This is a genomic window from Pseudoalteromonas sp. S2721, assembly GCF_005887425.1.
Taxonomy (GTDB): domain Bacteria; phylum Pseudomonadota; class Gammaproteobacteria; order Enterobacterales; family Alteromonadaceae; genus Pseudoalteromonas; species Pseudoalteromonas simplex.
This window is the reverse complement of the sequence record NZ_PNCZ01000008.1, coordinates 75,266-93,345: the sequence shown is the minus strand read 5'-3', so window position 1 is coordinate 93,345 and position 18,080 is coordinate 75,266. Positions and strand designations below refer to the sequence as shown.

At 39.8% G+C, this 18,080-nt stretch carries 15 protein-coding genes; 9 read left to right on the top strand and 6 right to left on the bottom strand.

The window, feature by feature from the left end:
* Both CWC02_RS03715 and CWC02_RS03710 read right to left on the bottom strand, forming a co-directional pair.
* A partial coding sequence (locus CWC02_RS03715) for a P-loop NTPase (protein ID WP_502705394.1) occupies positions 1–2,577 on the bottom strand: 2,577 nt, incomplete at its 3' end.
* 1,592 nt (positions 2,578–4,169) lie between these two features.
* Complete coding sequence (locus tag CWC02_RS03710) at positions 4,170–4,424, bottom strand: pyocin activator PrtN family protein (RefSeq protein WP_138616444.1); 255 nt, start codon at positions 4,422–4,424, stop codon at positions 4,170–4,172.
* A 632-nt stretch (positions 4,425–5,056) separates the two neighbouring features.
* On the opposite strand from CWC02_RS03710, the gene CWC02_RS03705 reads away from it, so the two are divergent.
* Positions 5,057–7,180, top strand: a complete 2,124-nt coding sequence (locus CWC02_RS03705) for a hypothetical protein (RefSeq protein WP_138616442.1) — start codon at positions 5,057–5,059, stop codon at positions 7,178–7,180.
* Positions 7,181–7,307: 127 nt separating this feature from the next.
* Here CWC02_RS03705 and CWC02_RS03700 read toward each other — a convergent pair whose 3' ends face one another.
* Both CWC02_RS03700 and CWC02_RS03695 read right to left on the bottom strand, forming a co-directional pair.
* Positions 7,308–7,772 carry a hypothetical protein gene (locus tag CWC02_RS03700; protein ID WP_138616440.1) on the bottom strand — a complete coding sequence of 155 codons (465 nt, stop codon included), beginning with the start codon at positions 7,770–7,772 and terminating at the stop codon, positions 7,308–7,310.
* 285 nt (positions 7,773–8,057) lie between these two features.
* Positions 8,058–9,149, bottom strand: coding sequence for a site-specific integrase (locus CWC02_RS03695; RefSeq protein WP_349304102.1), 1,092 nt, complete (start codon positions 9,147–9,149; stop codon positions 8,058–8,060).
* A gap of 199 nt (positions 9,150–9,348) precedes the next feature.
* Between CWC02_RS03695 and dusA the strand changes: the two genes are divergently transcribed.
* The 7 genes from dusA to CWC02_RS03660 all read left to right on the top strand — a co-directional run bounded on the left by dusA (position 9,349) and on the right by CWC02_RS03660 (position 14,172).
* Positions 9,349–10,341 (top strand): tRNA dihydrouridine(20/20a) synthase DusA, encoded by a 993-nt coding sequence (gene dusA / locus CWC02_RS03690; RefSeq protein WP_138616438.1) that lies wholly within the window; start codon positions 9,349–9,351, stop codon positions 10,339–10,341.
* A gap of 249 nt (positions 10,342–10,590) precedes the next feature.
* Positions 10,591–11,265 (top strand): PspA/IM30 family protein, encoded by a 675-nt coding sequence (locus CWC02_RS03685; protein ID WP_138616436.1) that lies wholly within the window; start codon positions 10,591–10,593, stop codon positions 11,263–11,265.
* A 10-nt stretch (positions 11,266–11,275) separates the two neighbouring features.
* The gene (locus tag CWC02_RS03680; RefSeq protein WP_054554145.1) at positions 11,276–11,482 is read left to right on the top strand and encodes a PspC domain-containing protein; all 207 of its coding nucleotides are present in this window, start codon (positions 11,276–11,278) and stop codon (positions 11,480–11,482) included.
* A gap of 9 nt (positions 11,483–11,491) precedes the next feature.
* The gene (locus CWC02_RS03675; RefSeq protein ID WP_054554146.1) at positions 11,492–11,818 is read left to right on the top strand and encodes a hypothetical protein; all 327 of its coding nucleotides are present in this window, start codon (positions 11,492–11,494) and stop codon (positions 11,816–11,818) included.
* Between the two features lie 80 nt (positions 11,819–11,898).
* On the top strand, positions 11,899–12,405 hold the full coding sequence (locus CWC02_RS03670) for a copper chaperone PCu(A)C (RefSeq protein ID WP_138601921.1): 507 nt from the start codon (positions 11,899–11,901) through the stop codon (positions 12,403–12,405).
* A gap of 8 nt (positions 12,406–12,413) precedes the next feature.
* Positions 12,414–13,400 carry a DUF2333 family protein gene (locus CWC02_RS03665; RefSeq protein WP_054554148.1) on the top strand — a complete coding sequence of 329 codons (987 nt, stop codon included), beginning with the start codon at positions 12,414–12,416 and terminating at the stop codon, positions 13,398–13,400.
* A 4-nt stretch (positions 13,401–13,404) separates the two neighbouring features.
* Complete coding sequence (locus tag CWC02_RS03660; RefSeq protein WP_138601926.1) at positions 13,405–14,172, top strand: TIGR04219 family outer membrane beta-barrel protein; 768 nt, start codon at positions 13,405–13,407, stop codon at positions 14,170–14,172.
* Between the two features lie 33 nt (positions 14,173–14,205).
* On the opposite strand, the gene CWC02_RS03655 is transcribed toward CWC02_RS03660, so the two are convergent.
* Positions 14,206–15,093, bottom strand: coding sequence for a TIGR03899 family protein (locus tag CWC02_RS03655; protein ID WP_138601923.1), 888 nt, complete (start codon positions 15,091–15,093; stop codon positions 14,206–14,208).
* Positions 15,062–15,640 carry an SRPBCC family protein gene (locus CWC02_RS03650; RefSeq protein WP_138616434.1) on the bottom strand — a complete coding sequence of 193 codons (579 nt, stop codon included), beginning with the start codon at positions 15,638–15,640 and terminating at the stop codon, positions 15,062–15,064. Before CWC02_RS03650 ends, CWC02_RS03655 begins: the two co-directional genes overlap by 32 nt.
* A 177-nt stretch (positions 15,641–15,817) precedes the next feature.
* On the opposite strand from CWC02_RS03650, the gene CWC02_RS03645 reads away from it, so the two are divergent.
* Positions 15,818–18,013, top strand: coding sequence for a bifunctional diguanylate cyclase/phosphodiesterase (locus CWC02_RS03645; protein WP_054554152.1), 2,196 nt, complete (start codon positions 15,818–15,820; stop codon positions 18,011–18,013).
* Positions 18,014–18,080: the final 67 nt, after the last annotated feature.

Sequence of the window (18,080 nt, the reverse complement as noted above, 5' to 3'; positions counted from 1 at the left end):
GTGTTGTACTAATGCTTTGCAGACATGTACCCACCCATCGCGCTCTTCTCGCCCATTTAACCATGTTGCTCCAATCAGAAGTAATTCCCTCAACGGCAAGCTCTCAGGCAGGGCTTCTCGCTGTTCCAATAAGGCTTTCCAGACAAAACTCCACCCGACGTGATCTTCACGTCCAATTAACCAAGTTTTCGCCAATTCGATAAGCTGAGTTGCGGTTGAACTATTAGGTTCAACTAACCGGAGAAGGTCTTGCATCACATAAGCCCATACGTGATCATCCTGTTTTCCGTGCAAGCGTCGGATTCCCAAAACTAAAACAGGATTTTGCTCCCAATCAGGCTCGACATTTTCAGGTAATAATTTTTCAGGTAATAATTTTCGCCAAACGAAATGCCAATCAGGGCGAAATAAAGATTGTTGCAACCACTCTAGGCCGATTTTGTGCCAAATATCAAAACTATTGGAGTCATGTTGTAAACAGAATTCCCACACAAAAGACCAAGTTGGGTGTTTTATGAATAAAGGATCAGGCAAGTGGGCTTCGGCCCAGGAAAACAGTTCTTCATCTTTGGGGTAGTGATCAGCAAGGTTTTGCCAACAGATAGACCATGCCTTGTAAGCAGTTCCTAAATGAGAGAGGGCTGTAGACAAAATGTTCTTATTGAATGTGCTGGTAATTTCCGGTGCGGTTGTTGCCCAGCAGGCCCAGCTAGTGGCCATATCAGCCAAATTATCTGCATCAAATATAATTGATGAATGTTTGTGCCAGTGCTTCGCACATTTTATTGCCAAATTAGGAAGTTTTATGATTCTTAACCTTTCTGTCGCCATACCTTGCACGCGTCCTGAGTACAAGCGAAGAAGTTGAGACACCAAGCCTGTGTTTTGTTCTGTTAAAGCTCGGTGAAATGTATCGACCAAATCGTTAGTGTAGGCTTCACTGTTGGCTGGTTTACGTAGAGCAAGGTACAAGGCATTTGCCAGATGCGGATGAGTAAGGCGAACTATTTGTCCTTCGTCAGCAGTTTCTAGTAAATTGAAATCGCCTTCATGATTGAGTGTATCTAGCTTTTCATGCTCCTCTTTCGTCAGCCAATCGTAGGGGGCACGCAAATACAACCTGTTTAGTGCCAAAGGGAGACATAGCGCTTTGTTTAAGTCGTTGAGTTCCACTCGTTTAGCAAAGCGTTGCGCAAAAGTTTTTAGATCACCGTGTGCAAGCTCAACTGCTAATGAGATAAACAAACCATTATCTTCGTCTGCCGCTTGATTAAATGCAGAACCTTTTAGTGGAAGCTTACCTGTACGTTTTTGATACCAAACCTCTAATTCTTCTGCTTCTTTAGCCGCAAGAGGGGCTATTTGGTAGCGATTCAGATTAAAACCTCGAAAAATCGCATCCTCTTCGAAAGAATCCGCAAATTCTGTTGGGCCACAGGTTAGGATTATTGGCCAATTTTGGTTCTCACTCTCATCGATAAACTCGCCTAAGCGGTTTAAATCAATACGGTTTCGTGCATCATGGTCATATAAGTCGTCTATGGCAATAAAATCAGGTTGGTCTTGCTTATGGGCCTCTTTAAAAGCGCGTAGAGCAGGTTCAAGTGACTCTGAATTTCCCTTTAGCCACAGAACGTTAAAGCCTTCGTGAACAAGTTGTTCAAGAGTTTGTAGAAGTAGCACACTCTTGCCTGCACCTGAACGACCACTAAGCCAGAATACTTGAACAATACTAGAGAGTTCTCTATGTGCAGCATCCTTGTATTCAAGTAAATTAGCATATAGAGAATTTAGGCGTTGGGTTTGTGCCATGTACTGATGATCTCGAAGTCGAGCTAATGTAATTTCATGCCCAACTTGCAAATTTGTGCTGGGCTCCACTTTCAGCTGGAAATCCGCTTGTGTTAGGGGTTGTCCCAATGATTTTTTTTCTAAAAGGCCTTGCTTAAAACGCTCACATATTTCGTCACGAATACGCTGTGCATCAGTGGGTGAAGGCCCCCTGCTTATGGCTCTTTCGAGAGCAAAGCGCATAAAGCCGTAAGGGTCTTTCAAATGCGGCCATACTGTAGCAATTGCACGCCACCAAGGATCAGGTTCTATGCGGGGTGATAAAAGTCGCTTTTCTGTGAGAAGTTGGCTGATGATGGAGTAGGTTTTGTGTGTTGCTGGTATATCGCTCCATTGAATATCTGAACTGCCTTGCGAGGCAACTAGGTTAAACTTTACCTTACCAAGCATATTGGGGTACTGTTCTTTTAGGAATTGGTCTACGGCTAGCACCTCTGACGCGGCATCCTTCAATGACGCAAGTGTTAAGGTTCGTTTCACTTGGATACATACTAAATGGCCATTATCATCTTGCTTGGCTACATCTGAAAGAGCTTCAAGAAAAACTCCACCAGCGATCTCTAAATCATTAGCTTGGTTGGTGAGAGATTCGACAAAGTTGGCCAGATAGAAACGCAATTGATAGTCAAAGCCAGCCAAAGCATATATCCCACCCAATGCCCTCCGTTTTTCCTGTTTCTCATACGCAGTGAGAATTGAAGTTATGGAACTCTCCGTTTCAACCATGAAAAACTCCTGTTTCCACATGAGGTATTGAAATTAGAAAATGCAGTTTCATGCCCAAACAGGGAGAGCCACATTGATGAATTGTAAATAAAGGCATATTGATGATGATTTCGCCTTGATAAAACGTCCTTGAACACAGCTAAAATATATCAGTATTAAAAGCTTATGTTAAGAGAGATAAATTCCTAGACAGATATTAATTAACGGAAGTGTTGATTGAGTAAAAGCATGATTTATCATCATTTAAGCGACTCGTTTGGTGGCCTAGATTCAGCCTTCCTATGTGCTTCTGAATCATTGAAAGTTCAAAGCGCTATTACAGACTAAAATCGTTGTACAACGATATGTTGCTAGTTAGAGCCAAGGTTAACGTACTGACCTGAGGTCAGATTGCTAGTTTATGTCAAAGCTCATTACTTTGATAACTTTTATTAGTTCACAATTGTGTTGTGTATGGAAAGTAATGATGACTCTATAATTGAGACTGCTCTGATTGTGTAGGGAATTGAAAGAAAATTTGCATGTTCTAGTGGCTATTATTACTTAAAATCGTTGTACAACGATTTGTAGCTAAGTTAAAACCGAAGCTATAGTTGTGACCCTAGGTCACAAGGATATTTCAAATTCCAACTCAAAGTTGTATTAATTTTGATTACTTTTCTGGTGTGCTTGAATAGTTAGGCCGCGATCAATTACTTTTATTCCCAATTCCCGAGGCAATTTTGGCCGAAGGCCTATATGCCTCGGTCAAATGCGAAGCATTTGTCCTAATACACAGAAAGTTCTATGAATTGATCACAATAGTAGTCTTTGATGAGCTTCGCTCTTCAAAGACATGCCATCTTGCTGCGCAAGCTGTCATGGTAAGTTTTTTATTTTTCATTCAATGATCGCTGGTTGGATCATAAGTATTTAGGCAACACTCACCCAAAGCCAACCTGTTGCTAGGTTAGCTTTAGTCTTACCAAAAACATTTGAATTATTATCAAATAGTATTCGGGCTATGCCACGACACTAACTGTCTGCATAACTGTAAGGCTTATCGGTAGTAAGTTAGCCAAACTTACTTGTTAGTCCCGCCTATCTGCGATGCCTCACCGCTAAAAGTCTATATCCAAACTGAAGGGTTATCATAAACATTGCCCAATCAGATCCAACTTTTTATTGCGACTCATCTCACTGCTGCTATAGATAGATCCCCTTGTTGATATTCAATGCTCGAATATCAGCTGCTTTAAGCAGCACAGCATTTGCACTCTCATGGGCAAGCGTCTCTTGTCCTACCATCCCCATGACAGCCCGTTTATTCTGAGACGTATCTGGCTCAGAACCGGAAGGCTAAATATTATGAGGTTTCTCTTCTCAAATCTCATTCTTGCTTTTAAGTATACGAAAATAAGTACAGAGCTCAAGTGGTTAATTTTATTGTAAAAATACTGATCTTTGTTTCTCCCTCTAACGCAGGGGATTTTGCTAAATATCAAAATAATAGGTTAGTTTTTTTATTTAAGGAGTTTAAAATTGTTATGTCTGATGGACTAATGCTTCTTAGTATCGTCAGCCACCCAAAAGGCAACTGACCTACTATCTAGCTATGTGTTTACTTTACACCATTCTTCTTTAGCTTTAGCCCTTTGAGCATCAATATACTCAGCTAGATCATTTAAGTGAATGTAATATGGCGCTTTTGCCGAGCTTCCTATTTTAAATGTAGGAATTGGCAGTTCTTCTGCTTTGGCTTTGTTCATAGCTGTACGGAGCGAACAACCAAAATACTCATCACAAATCTTGCCCAAAGGGATAATGGTTTCTTCAAATTGAGCAAGTAGCATAAATACTGTATTCATAACCTTTCCTAAATCGTTAAAGCTCTCAATGAGCCAAATCAAAACTAAGAGTTTTGTAGTCAAAGGAAAGTGCTAGACAGGTATGTTGAAGGAGGCTAATGAATCTCAGGTTATCGCAACACAATCTGGGTTACGGCCTATATGACTGGAGAAACATTCACCAAGTCGAATTTCTAAGAAATGCGTCAACTTTGGCTACGGGTTAATAGTATATCTGTATAGATGGTTATATCAACTGAATCATAGCATTACCATTTAAAATACAGTCACCAGTAAAGTGATGGGGCTTTTTATAAAACTAATAAAAACATGCTTAACTATTAATTTTTTACAGCTATAAGCTAAAGAACTGAAATTATTTTTAGCTTTTTCTAAGTGTTTTATATTTAACGTAATTGACTGCGCTGCAGCTTATTACAGTATAAATGAAACTAAAAATGTCGTTTTTTATCATATAGTTAAATTGAATCTGTAGTTGTGGGTAAGTGAGTCTGTGTGCTAATTTTAAAGGGTTATGTGTATAAATTTAGTTTTTCATAAAGCAAAAGGCTAGTTATCTGCGTGTAGCATTAGTGGTTAGGAAAGGGGGGAGTTCCTAGTCAAATATTAACTCATATTTAAGGTAAGTAGTAATGCACTCTAATTCGTTACAGAAAGACATGAATCAAACAATGCTACTCGAACTTGAGGCAGCTCTTATTGGTGAAGATAAAGCTGTGGCAATTTTAAAATCGGCTAAAGATTTTGTTGAATCTGGTGTATGTGATAACCCGTTGAAAGCGCTATTGGGACATCATTACAGAAATTCTAAAAAAGCGTTTCAAGAATACCTTATTGATAAAGCTGGTGGCAATTCAGCAAAAGTTGGGACGGCAAGAGTAAAGGCATCAATGCTAAATAAGGCCAGTGAGGCGCTAATTCCGATTAAGCATAAATTTGCTAGGTTTAACTCTCAAAGCATTTTAAAGGCGGCGGCTATAGAGCCTATAAATATTGATGAGCTTAAAAAGCTCACAGAGCTTCATGATATATATAATGCGTTAGGGGAACACTACTTTCCGGATTTAACATATCGGGACAAGGACGCTGCTTTTTCTGTTATCACACAGGATTGTCTTTCGAAAAACCATTTTGCTCGAGTTCGTGAAAAAAGAATTAAAAATTTTACTACTAAAACACATGGTAAAGCAGCTGAGAATATTATTAATGGATGGGCTAAGGTAGAGGCGCATTTCACGCTGCCAGAGGGGCTTATTACTCGCTTCATACCTAAAATGATCCATATATCACAACGCAAGTCTTGTCCCAATGGAACGAAGAAGCCGAGTGAGTTATTAGACTTAGGGAAAAACGCTGAAAAACACTTTATGACTTTAGCTAGCTATTTCATGCAACCAATGACAGTTGATGAGATTCTTGAAACCCACCATCATATGCAACTAGCGAATAACTTTTTAAGCACCGCTCAGTTCAAATCACCTAAGAAGTATTGGAGTACTAATGGTCGTGGAGATACGCCGACGGTTGAGATTTGGCGCAATATCTTGCGTAATTTTTCGACTACGTTTGTTAAGTGCGGGCTAATACAGTCAATAGAAGAATTTGATTTATCCATGCTATTGAACGGGCGTAATTTGCAGCTTTTTTATGATTACCATACTAATGGCGTCTGGGTTAATAGCCATAATGATATTATTAATCAAGCTGAGTATAACCAGCGCCGTGCTCTCAAGGTAAAGGGTATAGTAGAGTATGAATTTCTAGGCGGTGACAATCATAAGCAAGCAAAGAAATGCCTAATGAAGCTGCTGGTATTAATTAAATCTCCAAATATTTCGTTAGTCCCTTACTTACCAATGTTCTACTTTATCCCGAACTCTCCAGCTAAAACTTTACAAGAATACTGTTTTGATATTAGTAAACTGGTAAGTAAAGTGGAGGGCTTGATAACACTAGTTAATTCTAGTGGCGAGGCTAACCCTAGTGACGGGAATCGTAATATCAAATGGTTAATCGATACGAATTACCGTGCTAATAAAGGCCTTCAAGGCGGCGTTGAAGATGGGGTCATAGAATATCAAAAAATAGTTAGAAAGTTTGAAGAGTTAGCTTATGAACCATGTAGTAATGGGGACGACCGACTAAGGTATTTGTCTATTGCATTAGCGATGAGGATTGCTTTGGTTAATCCACTTAGAATTAGTAATTTTGAAGACTTAATCGCTGAACCATACAGAACAGTTGAAGAAGCTGCCAATTCTAAAGCCGCTGCTCTGATATCAAATGCCGATGGTAGTTATAGTACCTTTATTCCTTTGCCGCTCGTTAAAAATAGAGCTCACCTTGGCAAACATGCTAAAGGCATTGAAAACAAATTACCTATAGCGCTAAGCGACAAAATTAATGAGTTCATTGAGCAAAGAACGCTTCATTACCATGGTATGGACAATAGGTTATTTATCTGGAATGGCATAAACAGCCGTGGCGGCTTACGAGTTAATATGTCGGAACAGACTTATCGTGTAATTCAGTTAATATGGCCTGAACGGGACTGGATCGTAAAGGGGATTAACCCTCATGCTTTAAGGCATTTTGCTGCGACTTATTATTTATCTAAAAATCGCCAAGACTACGCTGGGTTATCAATATTATTAAATGATAAGGAAGAAACGGTACGTAGCGTCTACGCAAAGTTAGACCTTCACTCGATTCAAGAAGATATCATGAGGCATGGGGAAGCGTGCTGTAATTTCTAACATATACTCTATGGTCATAGCAAGGTGATTCTTTCAGTAATCAGAGCAAGTAAGTACTTGCTCTGTTGAAAGCTAGTTGCACGAAAAGAAACTGATTGAAAGGGTCGCTTTTCGTTTTAATAAAGCCCTACGCTACTGAGCTGATTTTTTCCTGAGTGTTATGCCTAAGCATGTGCTCGATAAGAATAACAAGCAATAGCGTACCTCTAATGTTTTGAGGCAAGCTTTCGCCCTCATCCAGCTGCGTTTTGTACCGCCAAGCAATTTTATTAGCAGCATCTTCTGCGTTCTCAGTAAAGCGTATGGGTAGTGATTCATCTCTTTTTAAAAAGGAGAGTTGGGTTCTTTTTACAAGACTGTATAGATATTCGTTTGTCTGATTCTCAGTCAATGGGAAAGGAGTTTCGGCGAATGTTATTATGTCATTAAACGCGATAACTGCATCCGACAACCAACGATTTCGGCTAATACCCGAATCTTGCACACTTTGTTCAACATACTGTAATATGAATTCTGGTACGCGTATAGTAATTCTATCTGAGTAGAGTTTGGGTACTTGCCCCTCGAGCATTTTTTTTCTGCTGCGTCGCATTTTTTATCCTTTTTTCGTTTTATAAATCGCGAGCAACAGAGACAGCGATACCCTGCGCTCACAACATATGTGATTGCACTGAATATTTCTTTAGTCTCGATTAAGATAAATAGTATGATTGAGGAGTAAGAGTTTGTAAATGGTCGCATAGCATTCTAAACAAGTGACGAATCTCTCTGCTGAAACCATTCATTCATAGATTTTTGATCGGTGACGCATTAACGTTAAATTTTAACTCCGCATCCTTGCGTCCATCTAGTGCTGTAATTACTCGAGTCTGAACCACTACATATCCCTATGTAAGTTTTCAGGATTTAGTGCTGTATAGACATTCCATAATACTTTTAAGTCTTTATGACCTGTCACTTGAGCGACCTCTTCAATACGGTAGCCTCTCTCAAATAGACGACTTGCTCCCTCTCGCCTTAAATCATGATAAGTTAGCTCTTTGATACCTAGCTTCTTTCGAACGTTGCGAAAACCTGAACCAATAGATTTTGGGTTGTAAGGGAAAATTAATTCTCCTTTTTTGGGCTGTCTAATTGCTATGCTATAGGCTTCGCCTAAAAGGGGGACTCGCATATGATTACCCTCTTTTTTGCGAGGATCTTTTCGATCTCTACACAAAATAGTTCTTGTATCGTTATCTAAATCGTCCCATTTCAGGCTGGTTACTTCGCCTAAACGCATGCAAGTTAAAATACTGAATTGAAATATATCGACAAAAGGAATATGTGCAGAGCGGTGCTCTTCTCTGATCTTTAAGCCTTGTTCAAGCGCCTCATATTCACCTTTCTTTAAACGACGTGTCCTTCTTTGGCTTTTTCCAATTAAGTTCATCTGCTCTAAAATAGGTTTCGCATCAACATAAGGCTGTTCAGTGATCTCCATACCCCAGAAAGGTTTTGCAGCTTTAAAGACTGACTTTAAATAAAAGTAGTCATGGGCAACAGTTGCAGGCTTGGCACCAGAACTTATTCGCTGATGACAATGCTCAATAACATCTGATGATTTAAGGTCATGAGCATATAGCTTAGCAATGCCGTAGCTTTTAAGCATGGTTAGGCAAGCACCCTTAGTCCGCTTTACGTTGGGTGCTATTTTTGGATCTGTTAAGTAACGATCGATAAGGTCGTTAATTTTTATGTACTCTATGGGTCTGGAAAGGCCATTTAAATCTATTTCATTAGAGCGACGTTTTCCCCACGTATCAGCACTGGCTTTTTTATCAAAAGTTTTACTTTCCTGATGTATAACTTTGCCTTTTTCTTTTACTACAACCTTGCAACGGTACTTCGTTGTTCCATCGGCGCGCTTTCGTTTTTCAACGTAATGTGAGGACATAATATTACCTATAAAATTATCTTTGCCTGACAAGCCGATTGTTCATGATCAATTGGTTGGTTTTTTATATAATAAACATTCATTGTGCAGGTGCCTTAATTCGTTCTTTACTCGGTTCCTTGGGAGACCATAGGGAGACCGAACTTGTTAAAATATCTAAATAACGTGAAGAATAATGAAAGATAACCAACCTGTTATCAAGCTTTAAATTGTTGATGTATAAGGTAAATTAATGAAAAACCCTGCGCCGCAGTCGAATACATTAGATAGAAAATTTTCCGTGGCACCCATGTTAGATTGGACTGATCGTCACTGTCGAACCTTTCACCGCAAAATGACTAAGCATGCTGTGCTTTACACTGAGATGGTGACAACCGGCGCTATATTATTTGGTAAGGGCGATTACTTACATTTTAATGAGCATGAAGGCCCAGTGGCATTGCAACTTGGTGGCTCAGATCCTGAAGCGTTGGCTAAGTGTGCAAAGTTAGCAGCAGAGCGCGGTTATCATGAAGTAAATTTAAATGTTGGCTGTCCGTCTGACCGTGTGCAAAATGGTCGTTTTGGTGCTTGTTTAATGGCTGAGCCTAAACTGGTTGCTGACTGCGTTGCTGCAATGAAGGCCGAAGTGACTATTCCTGTTACAGTTAAAACGCGCATTGGTATTGATGAGCAAGACTCGTATGAGTTTTTATGTGCTTTAATTGAAGCGAGTCATGATGTTGGTTGCGATGACTTTATTATTCATGCGCGTAAAGCGTGGTTAAATGGCTTAAGCCCAAAAGAGAATCGTGAGATCCCACCTCTGGATTACCCGCGCGTTTATCAGTTGAAGAAAGATTATCCGCAACTGCACTTAAGCTTAAATGGTGGCGTGAAAACAATTGCTGATAGTGTGGCTCACCTTGATTATGTTGATGGCATCATGATTGGTCGTGAGGCGTATAGTAATCCGTTTATTTTGTCTGAGGTCGACGAAAATATTTATGGTGATGAAGCCTTTACGCTAAGTCGTCATCAGGTTGTACGCTCGATGTATGACTATATTGAAGATGAAATGAGCAAAGGCGCTAACTTTTGGCATATTGCTCGCCATATGTTGGGGATTTTCCAAGGCCAACCTGGTGCGCGTGGTTTCAGACGCCACCTTTCAGAAAAAGGCCATGGTAAAGCGGCCGATTTATCTGTTATGGATAAAGCTTTAAGTTTTGTCCCAGAAGCCTAATCACAAAGCCTATTAAAAATAGCCTATTTAAAAGCCACATTTTGTGGCTTTTTTTGATCCTAAAATTTAGTGAAAAAGTTAATTATTTAGTCAAATTAGTTATTTTTCATTCAGTCACTAGTCAGCCTGAATCTAAATTTAATTAATCTAACTAATTGTATATAAATAATAAATTTATTTTATTCGTTAGTTGGCACAAGAATTGGAATCTCCTAGCTGTATTAACCCAATAATCAACAGGAGAGTCACATGGGTGTATTAAATCGTGTAAATGACATTATTCAGGCAAACCTTTCTGCAGCATTAGACAAAGCTGAAGATCCTGAAAAGTTACTTAATCTACTCGTGCAAGAAATGCAGGATGCCCTGACAGAATGCCGTGCAACCGCTGCAACATTTTTAACGCAAGAAAAACAAATGAAGCGTGAAATTGCAGCGAAACAAGCGAAAGTAGCAGATTGGCAAGCGAAAGCAGAAAAAGCGTTGAGTAAAGATCGTGATGATCTTGCCAAAGCAGCATTAGTTGAAAAGCAGCGTTTAACGACAGAAATCGAAGCACAACAAGCTGAAATGGATAAAGTGGCAGATTCACTCGCTAAATTGACAGAGGATTGTCAGCGTTTACAAAACAAGCTTGCAGATGCAAAAGCCAAACAGCTGACTTACATGCAAAAAGAACGCGTTGTTACAGCACGCTTAAAAGTAAAAGAGCAGCTGCATAGCAGTAAAGTTGAAGATGCATTAGCACGTTTTGACTACTTAGAGCAGCGCGTTGAAAACATTGAGTCGCAAGTGGAAGCGTATGAACTTACACAAGGTGATGCTGCAAATTCAACAGCAGCACAAATCGCAGCCCTTGAGAAAGATGAGGCTATCGATAAAGAGCTTGCAGATTTAAAAGCAACGATGAAGCAGTCGGCTTAGGAGGTTAATGATGAATACTTATCACACATCGACACGTTGGTACCGTGATCTAAGTAACAAAAAGATCTCGGGTGTGTGTAGCGGACTCGCTGCGCGCTTGGGATTCCCGGTATGGTCAACACGCTTGGTCATGATCATATTACTTATTCAAATGCCGCTGTTAATCGGCGTGGGTTATTTAGTGGCTCATTGCACTTTACCAGTGAAAGGTTACTAGGAGTAGAGCATGAAAACGTTAGCTATCATCATTTTGGCAATGTTATTACTATGCACTGATGCAGTTTCATTTGTATCCTTTGACTCATGGCAATTACCATTGTCAATTGCTGACATGAGTTGGGCTGGGCTTGAAGTCATCGGTGCAATAGTGGCAGTCATTGCCGTTGTTGCAGGTGTGGCGCTATTTACCATTGGCCTACTTGGTGCGGGTGTTGTTGCTCTGATTGGTGTTGTACTTGCGTTTTTGTTTGGCTCAGTAATGATTGCATGGCCACTTTTACTTATCGCGGCATTATGCTGGTTGATTGCCGATAACAAAAAATCGCCAGCTTAAGGTACGAATAAACTGCCTTAATACATAAAATATGCTAAATTTAGCGGGTAAGTTAATGTCTTAACAAGGATTAAAACATAATGAAACTGTGGCCCGCATTCTCTTTTCTTACCGCAAGCTTATTCTTTAGTACTTTTTCATCTGCCCATAGTGGTCATGACCACAGCGATGTTGCCGAAGTTACTGTAAGTAACGCGCAGGTACGTGAATTTTTACCAGCCAGTAAAGCAAGTGTTGCTTATTTGACCATTACTAACCCAAGTGAACACGCAGCAGTGTTAACTAAAGCAGAGCTTGATGGTTTAGGTCGTGTTGAAATTCATCAACATACTCATGTTGATGGCATGATGAAAATGGAACAGGTTTTATCATTAAAAATTGATGGTCACAGCAGTGTTGAATTTAAACCAGGTGGTTATCACTTAATGGTGTTTGAACCTGAAGAGCAGCTAAAAGCAGGGCAAGAGCGCAAACTCACGCTATATTTTAATGACGGCAATCGAGTTTTTACTCAAGCTAAAGTTGTGTCTTTACAAGAAATGTCTGAACAGGCATCACAAAAAAGTAAAGGGCACTCACATCACTAGGAGATATTATGTCTGAGCATAAAGGAAAAATAGCCAGTGCATTACTTATTATATTAATTATTTTTTACGCGATTGCTGTTTACTGGAGTAGTGAACCAGCTCGTATGGATGTTGTAAGTAAGGCTAAACAAGAAGCGCAGATGCGTGGTGAAAAGTTTGTAACAGGCTATACAACAACCACAACGTTGATCAATGTAGCAAGTACATTATTAAATAAGCCTGGCGGCTATTTATCTAACGATATGATGCCACCGAGCGTAATGATGGATAACATGCCTGCGTGGGAATATGGCGCGCTTGAAATGACCCGCGATTTAGTCTTGTCGATGCGTAAAGATTTCAGCCGTTCGCAGTCTCAATCAACTGAACACGAAGCGTTAAAAAAAGCACAACCGCAATTTAATATTAGCTCGGTAGCATGGGCATGGCCAAGTGCTGAAACTGAGTATCAAAAAGGCATTGATTTACTCGTTGTGTACCGCACTCAAATTGCCGATCAGAACGATCGTGATAGTCAATTTTATGCGCGTGCAGATAACTTACGTGGCTGGCTAAAAGAAGCAGAAAAACGTCTTGGCAGCTTGAGCCAGCGTTTAAGTGCAAGTGTTGGTCAAGATCGTTTGAATACAGATTTAGCAGGTGATACCGCGGCTCATCAAGCAACTTATGCTCCTTTACAGAACCAAGTGAAAACATCTTGGTGGCAAATTGATGATGTGTTTTATGAATCGCGTGGTGCAACGTGGGCATTACTACACTTTTTGCAAGCGGTTGAATATGATTTTGCCGATGTCTTAGAAAAGAAAAACGCTCGTGTTAGTCTGCAACAAATTATTCGTGAATTAGAGGCTACGCAAGAAACAGTGTGGAGCCCAATGATCTTAAATGGCAGTGGCTTTGGCTTTGTAGCTAACCACTCACTGGTCATGGCGAATTATATTTCTCGAGCCAATGCGGCTCTAATTGAACTTAGCGAACTTTTAGCGCAAGGATAAAATGATGAAAAAGTACTGTTTAGCAGCTGCCCTTTCAATGGCCTGTTTAGCTCCAACAGCACAAGCTGATACATTATTAGGTTTATACCTAGGTGTTGATGGTTGGCAATCAGATAACAGTGGTAGTTTTGCTCAAGATGGAAATCTACAAAGCTTTAAATTTGATGATGAAACGTTCACGAGCTACTACGCAGCACTTGAGCACCCAGTGCCGTTAATACCAAACATTAAACTAAAATACACTGAACTTGAGTTAAATGGTGATACAACACTTGATGAAACGTTTAGTTTTGGTGGTTCTGATTACGTTGTAGGCACACAAGTAGGCACTGTGAGTGATTTATCGCATGTCGACTACATTCTATACTACGAAATCTTTGATAATGATTTGGTTTCAATTGATTTAGGTGTAAATGCTAAACAATTTGATGGTGAAATTGTTGTGACTGGTACATCTCAAGAAGGTGGCCAAAACACGACTGAGCGTGTTGATTTTTCTGGTTTCGTACCTTTAGTGTATGGCCGTGCTGAAGTTGGTTTACCATTAACGGGTTTAAGCGTTTTCTTTGAAGGTAGCCTACTGGCTATCGACGATAGTAAAGTCCAAGATTACCAAGCGGGTATTGCATACGCTTTACTTGATAACTTAGCAATCGATATGGATATTAAAGCGGGTTACCGCTCAATGACGTTAGAGCTTGATGATATTGATGATATCTACACAGATTTAGATGCATCGGGCCCGTTTGCAGGTATTCAAGTTCATTTCTAATCGAATTTTTCGATTTATTTTTAGCTGGCGGCTTTACTTTAAAGCTTGCCAGCTAACTTCAAATTCATCTTCTAATGATGTTGCCAGTATTTGCTTATAAGCTTTGTTTATTGGTGATGCGATTAGCTTTCTTAACTCGTCACCAGTCTGGGTAAATTTATAGTAACTGAGTACTAAGTCATTACTTTTTGCTTTTAAAACCAAGCGTTGATTCATAAAGCTCAGTATTAGTTCTTGACCAGCTTTTAAAACCGCCGATTCGATTTCTTTTCGATACAGTAAGTTAATATCCATTAGGGTCAGAATGTCAGGAAAGCTAACAGGGGTTTTCCCTAAGTTAAATGACACCTTATTACCTTTTCTAAGTAAATCAAACAGCGAGGGTTTCTTGTAAAAGCCGAGTAAAATTAAGTGGCTGTTGTCTTTTTCGTTGAATCCACACAATGATGTACAGCGCTGAAGAGCATCAGCTTCACGTTGAGTCATGTGTTTAAGGGTTTGTAGGCTTTTAATCGAAAAGGTGCCTGGCGATACTGTTTCACCTGCTAAAATTTTTGCCCACAGCTTTTGCATTGAGGAATTAGCTGTGTCTTCACATAAACTTATAAATCGCTCTATCCAATCAAAATCGGGCTGTTGTTGACCCGTGACATCCGGGCAAAACGCCATAGCCATCGCCATGATGGTTTCAATGTTTTCTTGGCGTTTAATAAATTGAATTTCTTGGCGAGTGTGGGCGCGCTCCAATAAGCTTGCTTGCGCTTTAATCTGATAGGCTAATTGCTGCTGACCTTGTGCCGAGTAGCTATCATCGCTCGCATGGTTAATCTTAGCCGATGATGCCTTATGAATCGGGTAGCCAAGTTGATTTTCTATAATATTAGCAAGATTAACTCTCGCTTGAGCCGCTTTCACTGTCATTGGGAGCAATAGCCTTGTTTGTTGTTGCTAACTGCGCATGGGTTTTGATGTTATTGAGCGCCAGTTTAACTGTGTTGTTGAGAATATACTGGCTTAATAATGCAAGGTAGCCACCAATGATAGGAGTATTTACTTCACCTTGTAACGAGCACTCAATATTTATTTCATTACCAGCACCTGTAAATTGGATCGTTCCTTGGGCTATATGCTCTTTATTAAATAAAATATTAAAAGTAAGTTGTTCATTATTCTGTTGTGTTATTGTCATTTCGCCATCGCCGAAACGGCTTTGCCAAAATTGGTGTGCCCCAACGCCTTGGCTTGGCTCTAAAACCGTAAACTTGATGCTGGGATCTACGCTTTTCCATGGTTGCCATTTATGCCATTGATTAAAGTCACCGACTAGTTTCGCTATTTCTGAGCTGCTAGCAGTGACCTGTATTGATTTATGAACCGTATAGCGTTGAGAAAGTAATAGCCCAACGACAAGCATAACTAGCGCACTGAGAAATAGGGCTTTTAGAGTTAAAATAAAAAATTTTATCATTTTACCTCGGGCAATAGTTTTATATCTTTCATAACATTATACGTAACCTAGGCTATAATTTATCTGATATGACTATATATGTTCTGATAAATGTATCATAGTTAAGTGACTGAGAGAATTTTATGCATCACTGTAAAATGTTGGTATTTTTACTAGGGTTGCTCTAAGGAATTATTAATGGCATCAGAAAGTAACGACTTTTTGTTTAGTGACCAAGATGAGGAGCAGCTTGTTGAAGAGACTGTCTCTGAGTTTTGGGACGTATTAATAGTCGACGACGATCCTGAGATACATTCAGTGACTAAGTTAGCGCTTTCTGGCGTTGAGTTCTGGGATAAAGGCTTACGATTCCACCACGCCTATTCAGGTTCAGAAGCGCTCGAATTACTTAAAAGTAACCATTCCATTTCGGTAATTTTACTTGATGTGGTTATGGAATCAGATGATGCTGGCCTGCAAGTTGTAAAGCAGGTACGAGAGTGCCTCAATAATCACAATGTGCGGATTATTTTACGTACCGGTCAACCAGGCTATGCACCTGAAGAAAAAGTGATCCGTGAATACGATATCAACGACTACAAAACAAAAACAGAACTAACACGTAGTAAACTTATCACAGCCCTAGTAACAGCAATTCGCTCTTATGAACAAGTTTGTCAGCTCGAATTTCAAAGCCGTGCTTTAAATAATATTTTGTATGCATCTAAGGCAATTCTTGGTTTTACTGATATTAAAGCGTTTTCGATGGCGGTTATTAAGCAGCTTTCGATTATTTTAGATTGCGAACCACAAGGGCTATTGTGCGGCTCAATTGAAGATGACAATCAGGTTTATGTGCTAGGTGGCTGCGCTGAATACAATGAGTTTATAGGTCAAGGCATTGAACAACTTGATGATGGCCGTATTATCATGCAAGTCAATAACTGCCTAGCCCAAGGTGAACATCAGCATACAGATGTAGACAGTACGTATTTATTAAAAAGCAAAAACCGCCAAGCAGCTATTTACCTTGAAACTGAGCACACGCCAAGTCCTTCACAACTGCAATTTGCAGAGATATTCTTAACGAACGTCAGTGTAGGTCTTGATAATGTTCGATTATTCAACCGTTTACGTGATGCAGCTTATAAAGATGTATTAACTGGTTTATCGAATCGTAACGATTTTATGAATAAGGTGGAGCGCTATTACCAGCCGGGCAAAAATGACTTTGTCTTTTTACTAATTGATGTTTCGCAATTCTCTGATATCAACAATGGCTTAGGGCAAGAAATCGGTAATTTATTACTAAATGCAATTGTTGATAGGCTACAACAAGAATACCCTAATGCAGAGCTTATCTCGCGCATTGGTGCAGATGTTTTCGGTTTGTTGTTGGCTGCTGATAAATGCGATATTGAGTTACTTCGTGAGCATTTAAGTTTACCATTTAATGCTGGCGAGCATATTTTGCCAATCAACTTTAACATTGGCTTATGTTATCAAGGTGACTTTCAGCAAGCAGGGATCGAGACTTTAAAACTAGGTTACATTGCTTTAAACCAAGCTAAAAAACAATCTGCTGAAACGGTGGTGACTTATACCCCAGACATGGAAGAGAAAATGGCTTGGCGTTTAGGGATCATTAGACAGCTTCGTCAAGACTTCGAACAACGTAAATTAGAGGTTTGGTTTCAGCCGCAACTTGATTTAAATACTCTAGAAATCATAGGTTGTGAAGCGCTACTGCGTTGGCCATCAGGTAATGGTCAGTATATTTCACCAGCGATTTTCGTTCCGATGGCTGAAGATGCTGGTTTAATTGTTGATATAGGGCAATGGGTGCTAGAGCAAGCATGTATGCAGCAAAAGCGCCTTGAAGCAATGGGCTTTGCAATCAGTATTGCCGTAAATGTTTCAGTACCGCAGTTTAAAGTTAAAGGCTATGCTCAACAAGTAAAAGACACGCTTATTAAATACGATGTAAAACCGCAGTTTATTGAACTCGAAGTGACCGAAAGCGTGGTTATGGATGAGCTAGCTAATGTGATCACCACATTAAAAGAACTTAAAGAGTTTGGTATTGAGATTGCAATTGATGACTTTGGTACTGGCTTCTCGTCGTTAAGCTATTTGCAAAAACTACCATTAGACAGACTAAAAATTGATCGCGACTTTATCAAAGATTTACCTGGTCAAGATTGTCAGGCGATTGCTGCGTTAATTATTTCTCTTGGCGCAAGGTTAGGCTTAAAAACCATTGCAGAAGGGGTTGAAACACAAGCGCAAGCAGATTATTTAGCTCAGCTTGGCTGTGATGAAGTGCAAGGCTTCATGTACGCTAAGCCTATGCCAGAAAAAGAGTTAATTACTTACCTGCAAGCTAAGCAATAGCCAGTTCCAGTCAGTGCATACAAATTAAACAGCGCCCTCCCATGTGAAGGGCGTTTTGTTTTCTATA

What these genes read in the sequence shown, in the direction of transcription:
- CWC02_RS03670 (WP_138601921.1), top strand. Translation starts at nt 11,899, where the DNA reads ATGAAACTGTGGCCCGCATTCTCTTTTCTTACCGCAAGCTTATTCTTT.
- CWC02_RS03685 (WP_138616436.1), top strand. Translation starts at nt 10,591, where the DNA reads ATGGGTGTATTAAATCGTGTAAATGACATTATTCAGGCAAACCTTTCT.
- CWC02_RS03645 (WP_054554152.1), top strand. Translation starts at nt 15,818, where the DNA reads ATGGCATCAGAAAGTAACGACTTTTTGTTTAGTGACCAAGATGAGGAG.
- CWC02_RS03705 (WP_138616442.1), top strand. Translation starts at nt 5,057, where the DNA reads ATGCACTCTAATTCGTTACAGAAAGACATGAATCAAACAATGCTACTC.
- CWC02_RS03680 (WP_054554145.1), top strand. Translation starts at nt 11,276, where the DNA reads ATGAATACTTATCACACATCGACACGTTGGTACCGTGATCTAAGTAAC.
- CWC02_RS03650 (WP_138616434.1), bottom strand. Translation starts at nt 15,640, where the DNA reads ATGATAAAATTTTTTATTTTAACTCTAAAAGCCCTATTTCTCAGTGCG.
- CWC02_RS03660 (WP_138601926.1), top strand. Translation starts at nt 13,405, where the DNA reads ATGAAAAAGTACTGTTTAGCAGCTGCCCTTTCAATGGCCTGTTTAGCT.
- CWC02_RS03700 (WP_138616440.1), bottom strand. Translation starts at nt 7,772, where the DNA reads ATGCGACGCAGCAGAAAAAAAATGCTCGAGGGGCAAGTACCCAAACTC.
- CWC02_RS03655 (WP_138601923.1), bottom strand. Translation starts at nt 15,093, where the DNA reads ATGACAGTGAAAGCGGCTCAAGCGAGAGTTAATCTTGCTAATATTATA.
- CWC02_RS03675 (WP_054554146.1), top strand. Translation starts at nt 11,492, where the DNA reads ATGAAAACGTTAGCTATCATCATTTTGGCAATGTTATTACTATGCACT.
- CWC02_RS03665 (WP_054554148.1), top strand. Translation starts at nt 12,414, where the DNA reads ATGTCTGAGCATAAAGGAAAAATAGCCAGTGCATTACTTATTATATTA.
- dusA (WP_138616438.1), top strand. Translation starts at nt 9,349, where the DNA reads ATGAAAAACCCTGCGCCGCAGTCGAATACATTAGATAGAAAATTTTCC.
- CWC02_RS03710 (WP_138616444.1), bottom strand. Translation starts at nt 4,424, where the DNA reads ATGAATACAGTATTTATGCTACTTGCTCAATTTGAAGAAACCATTATC.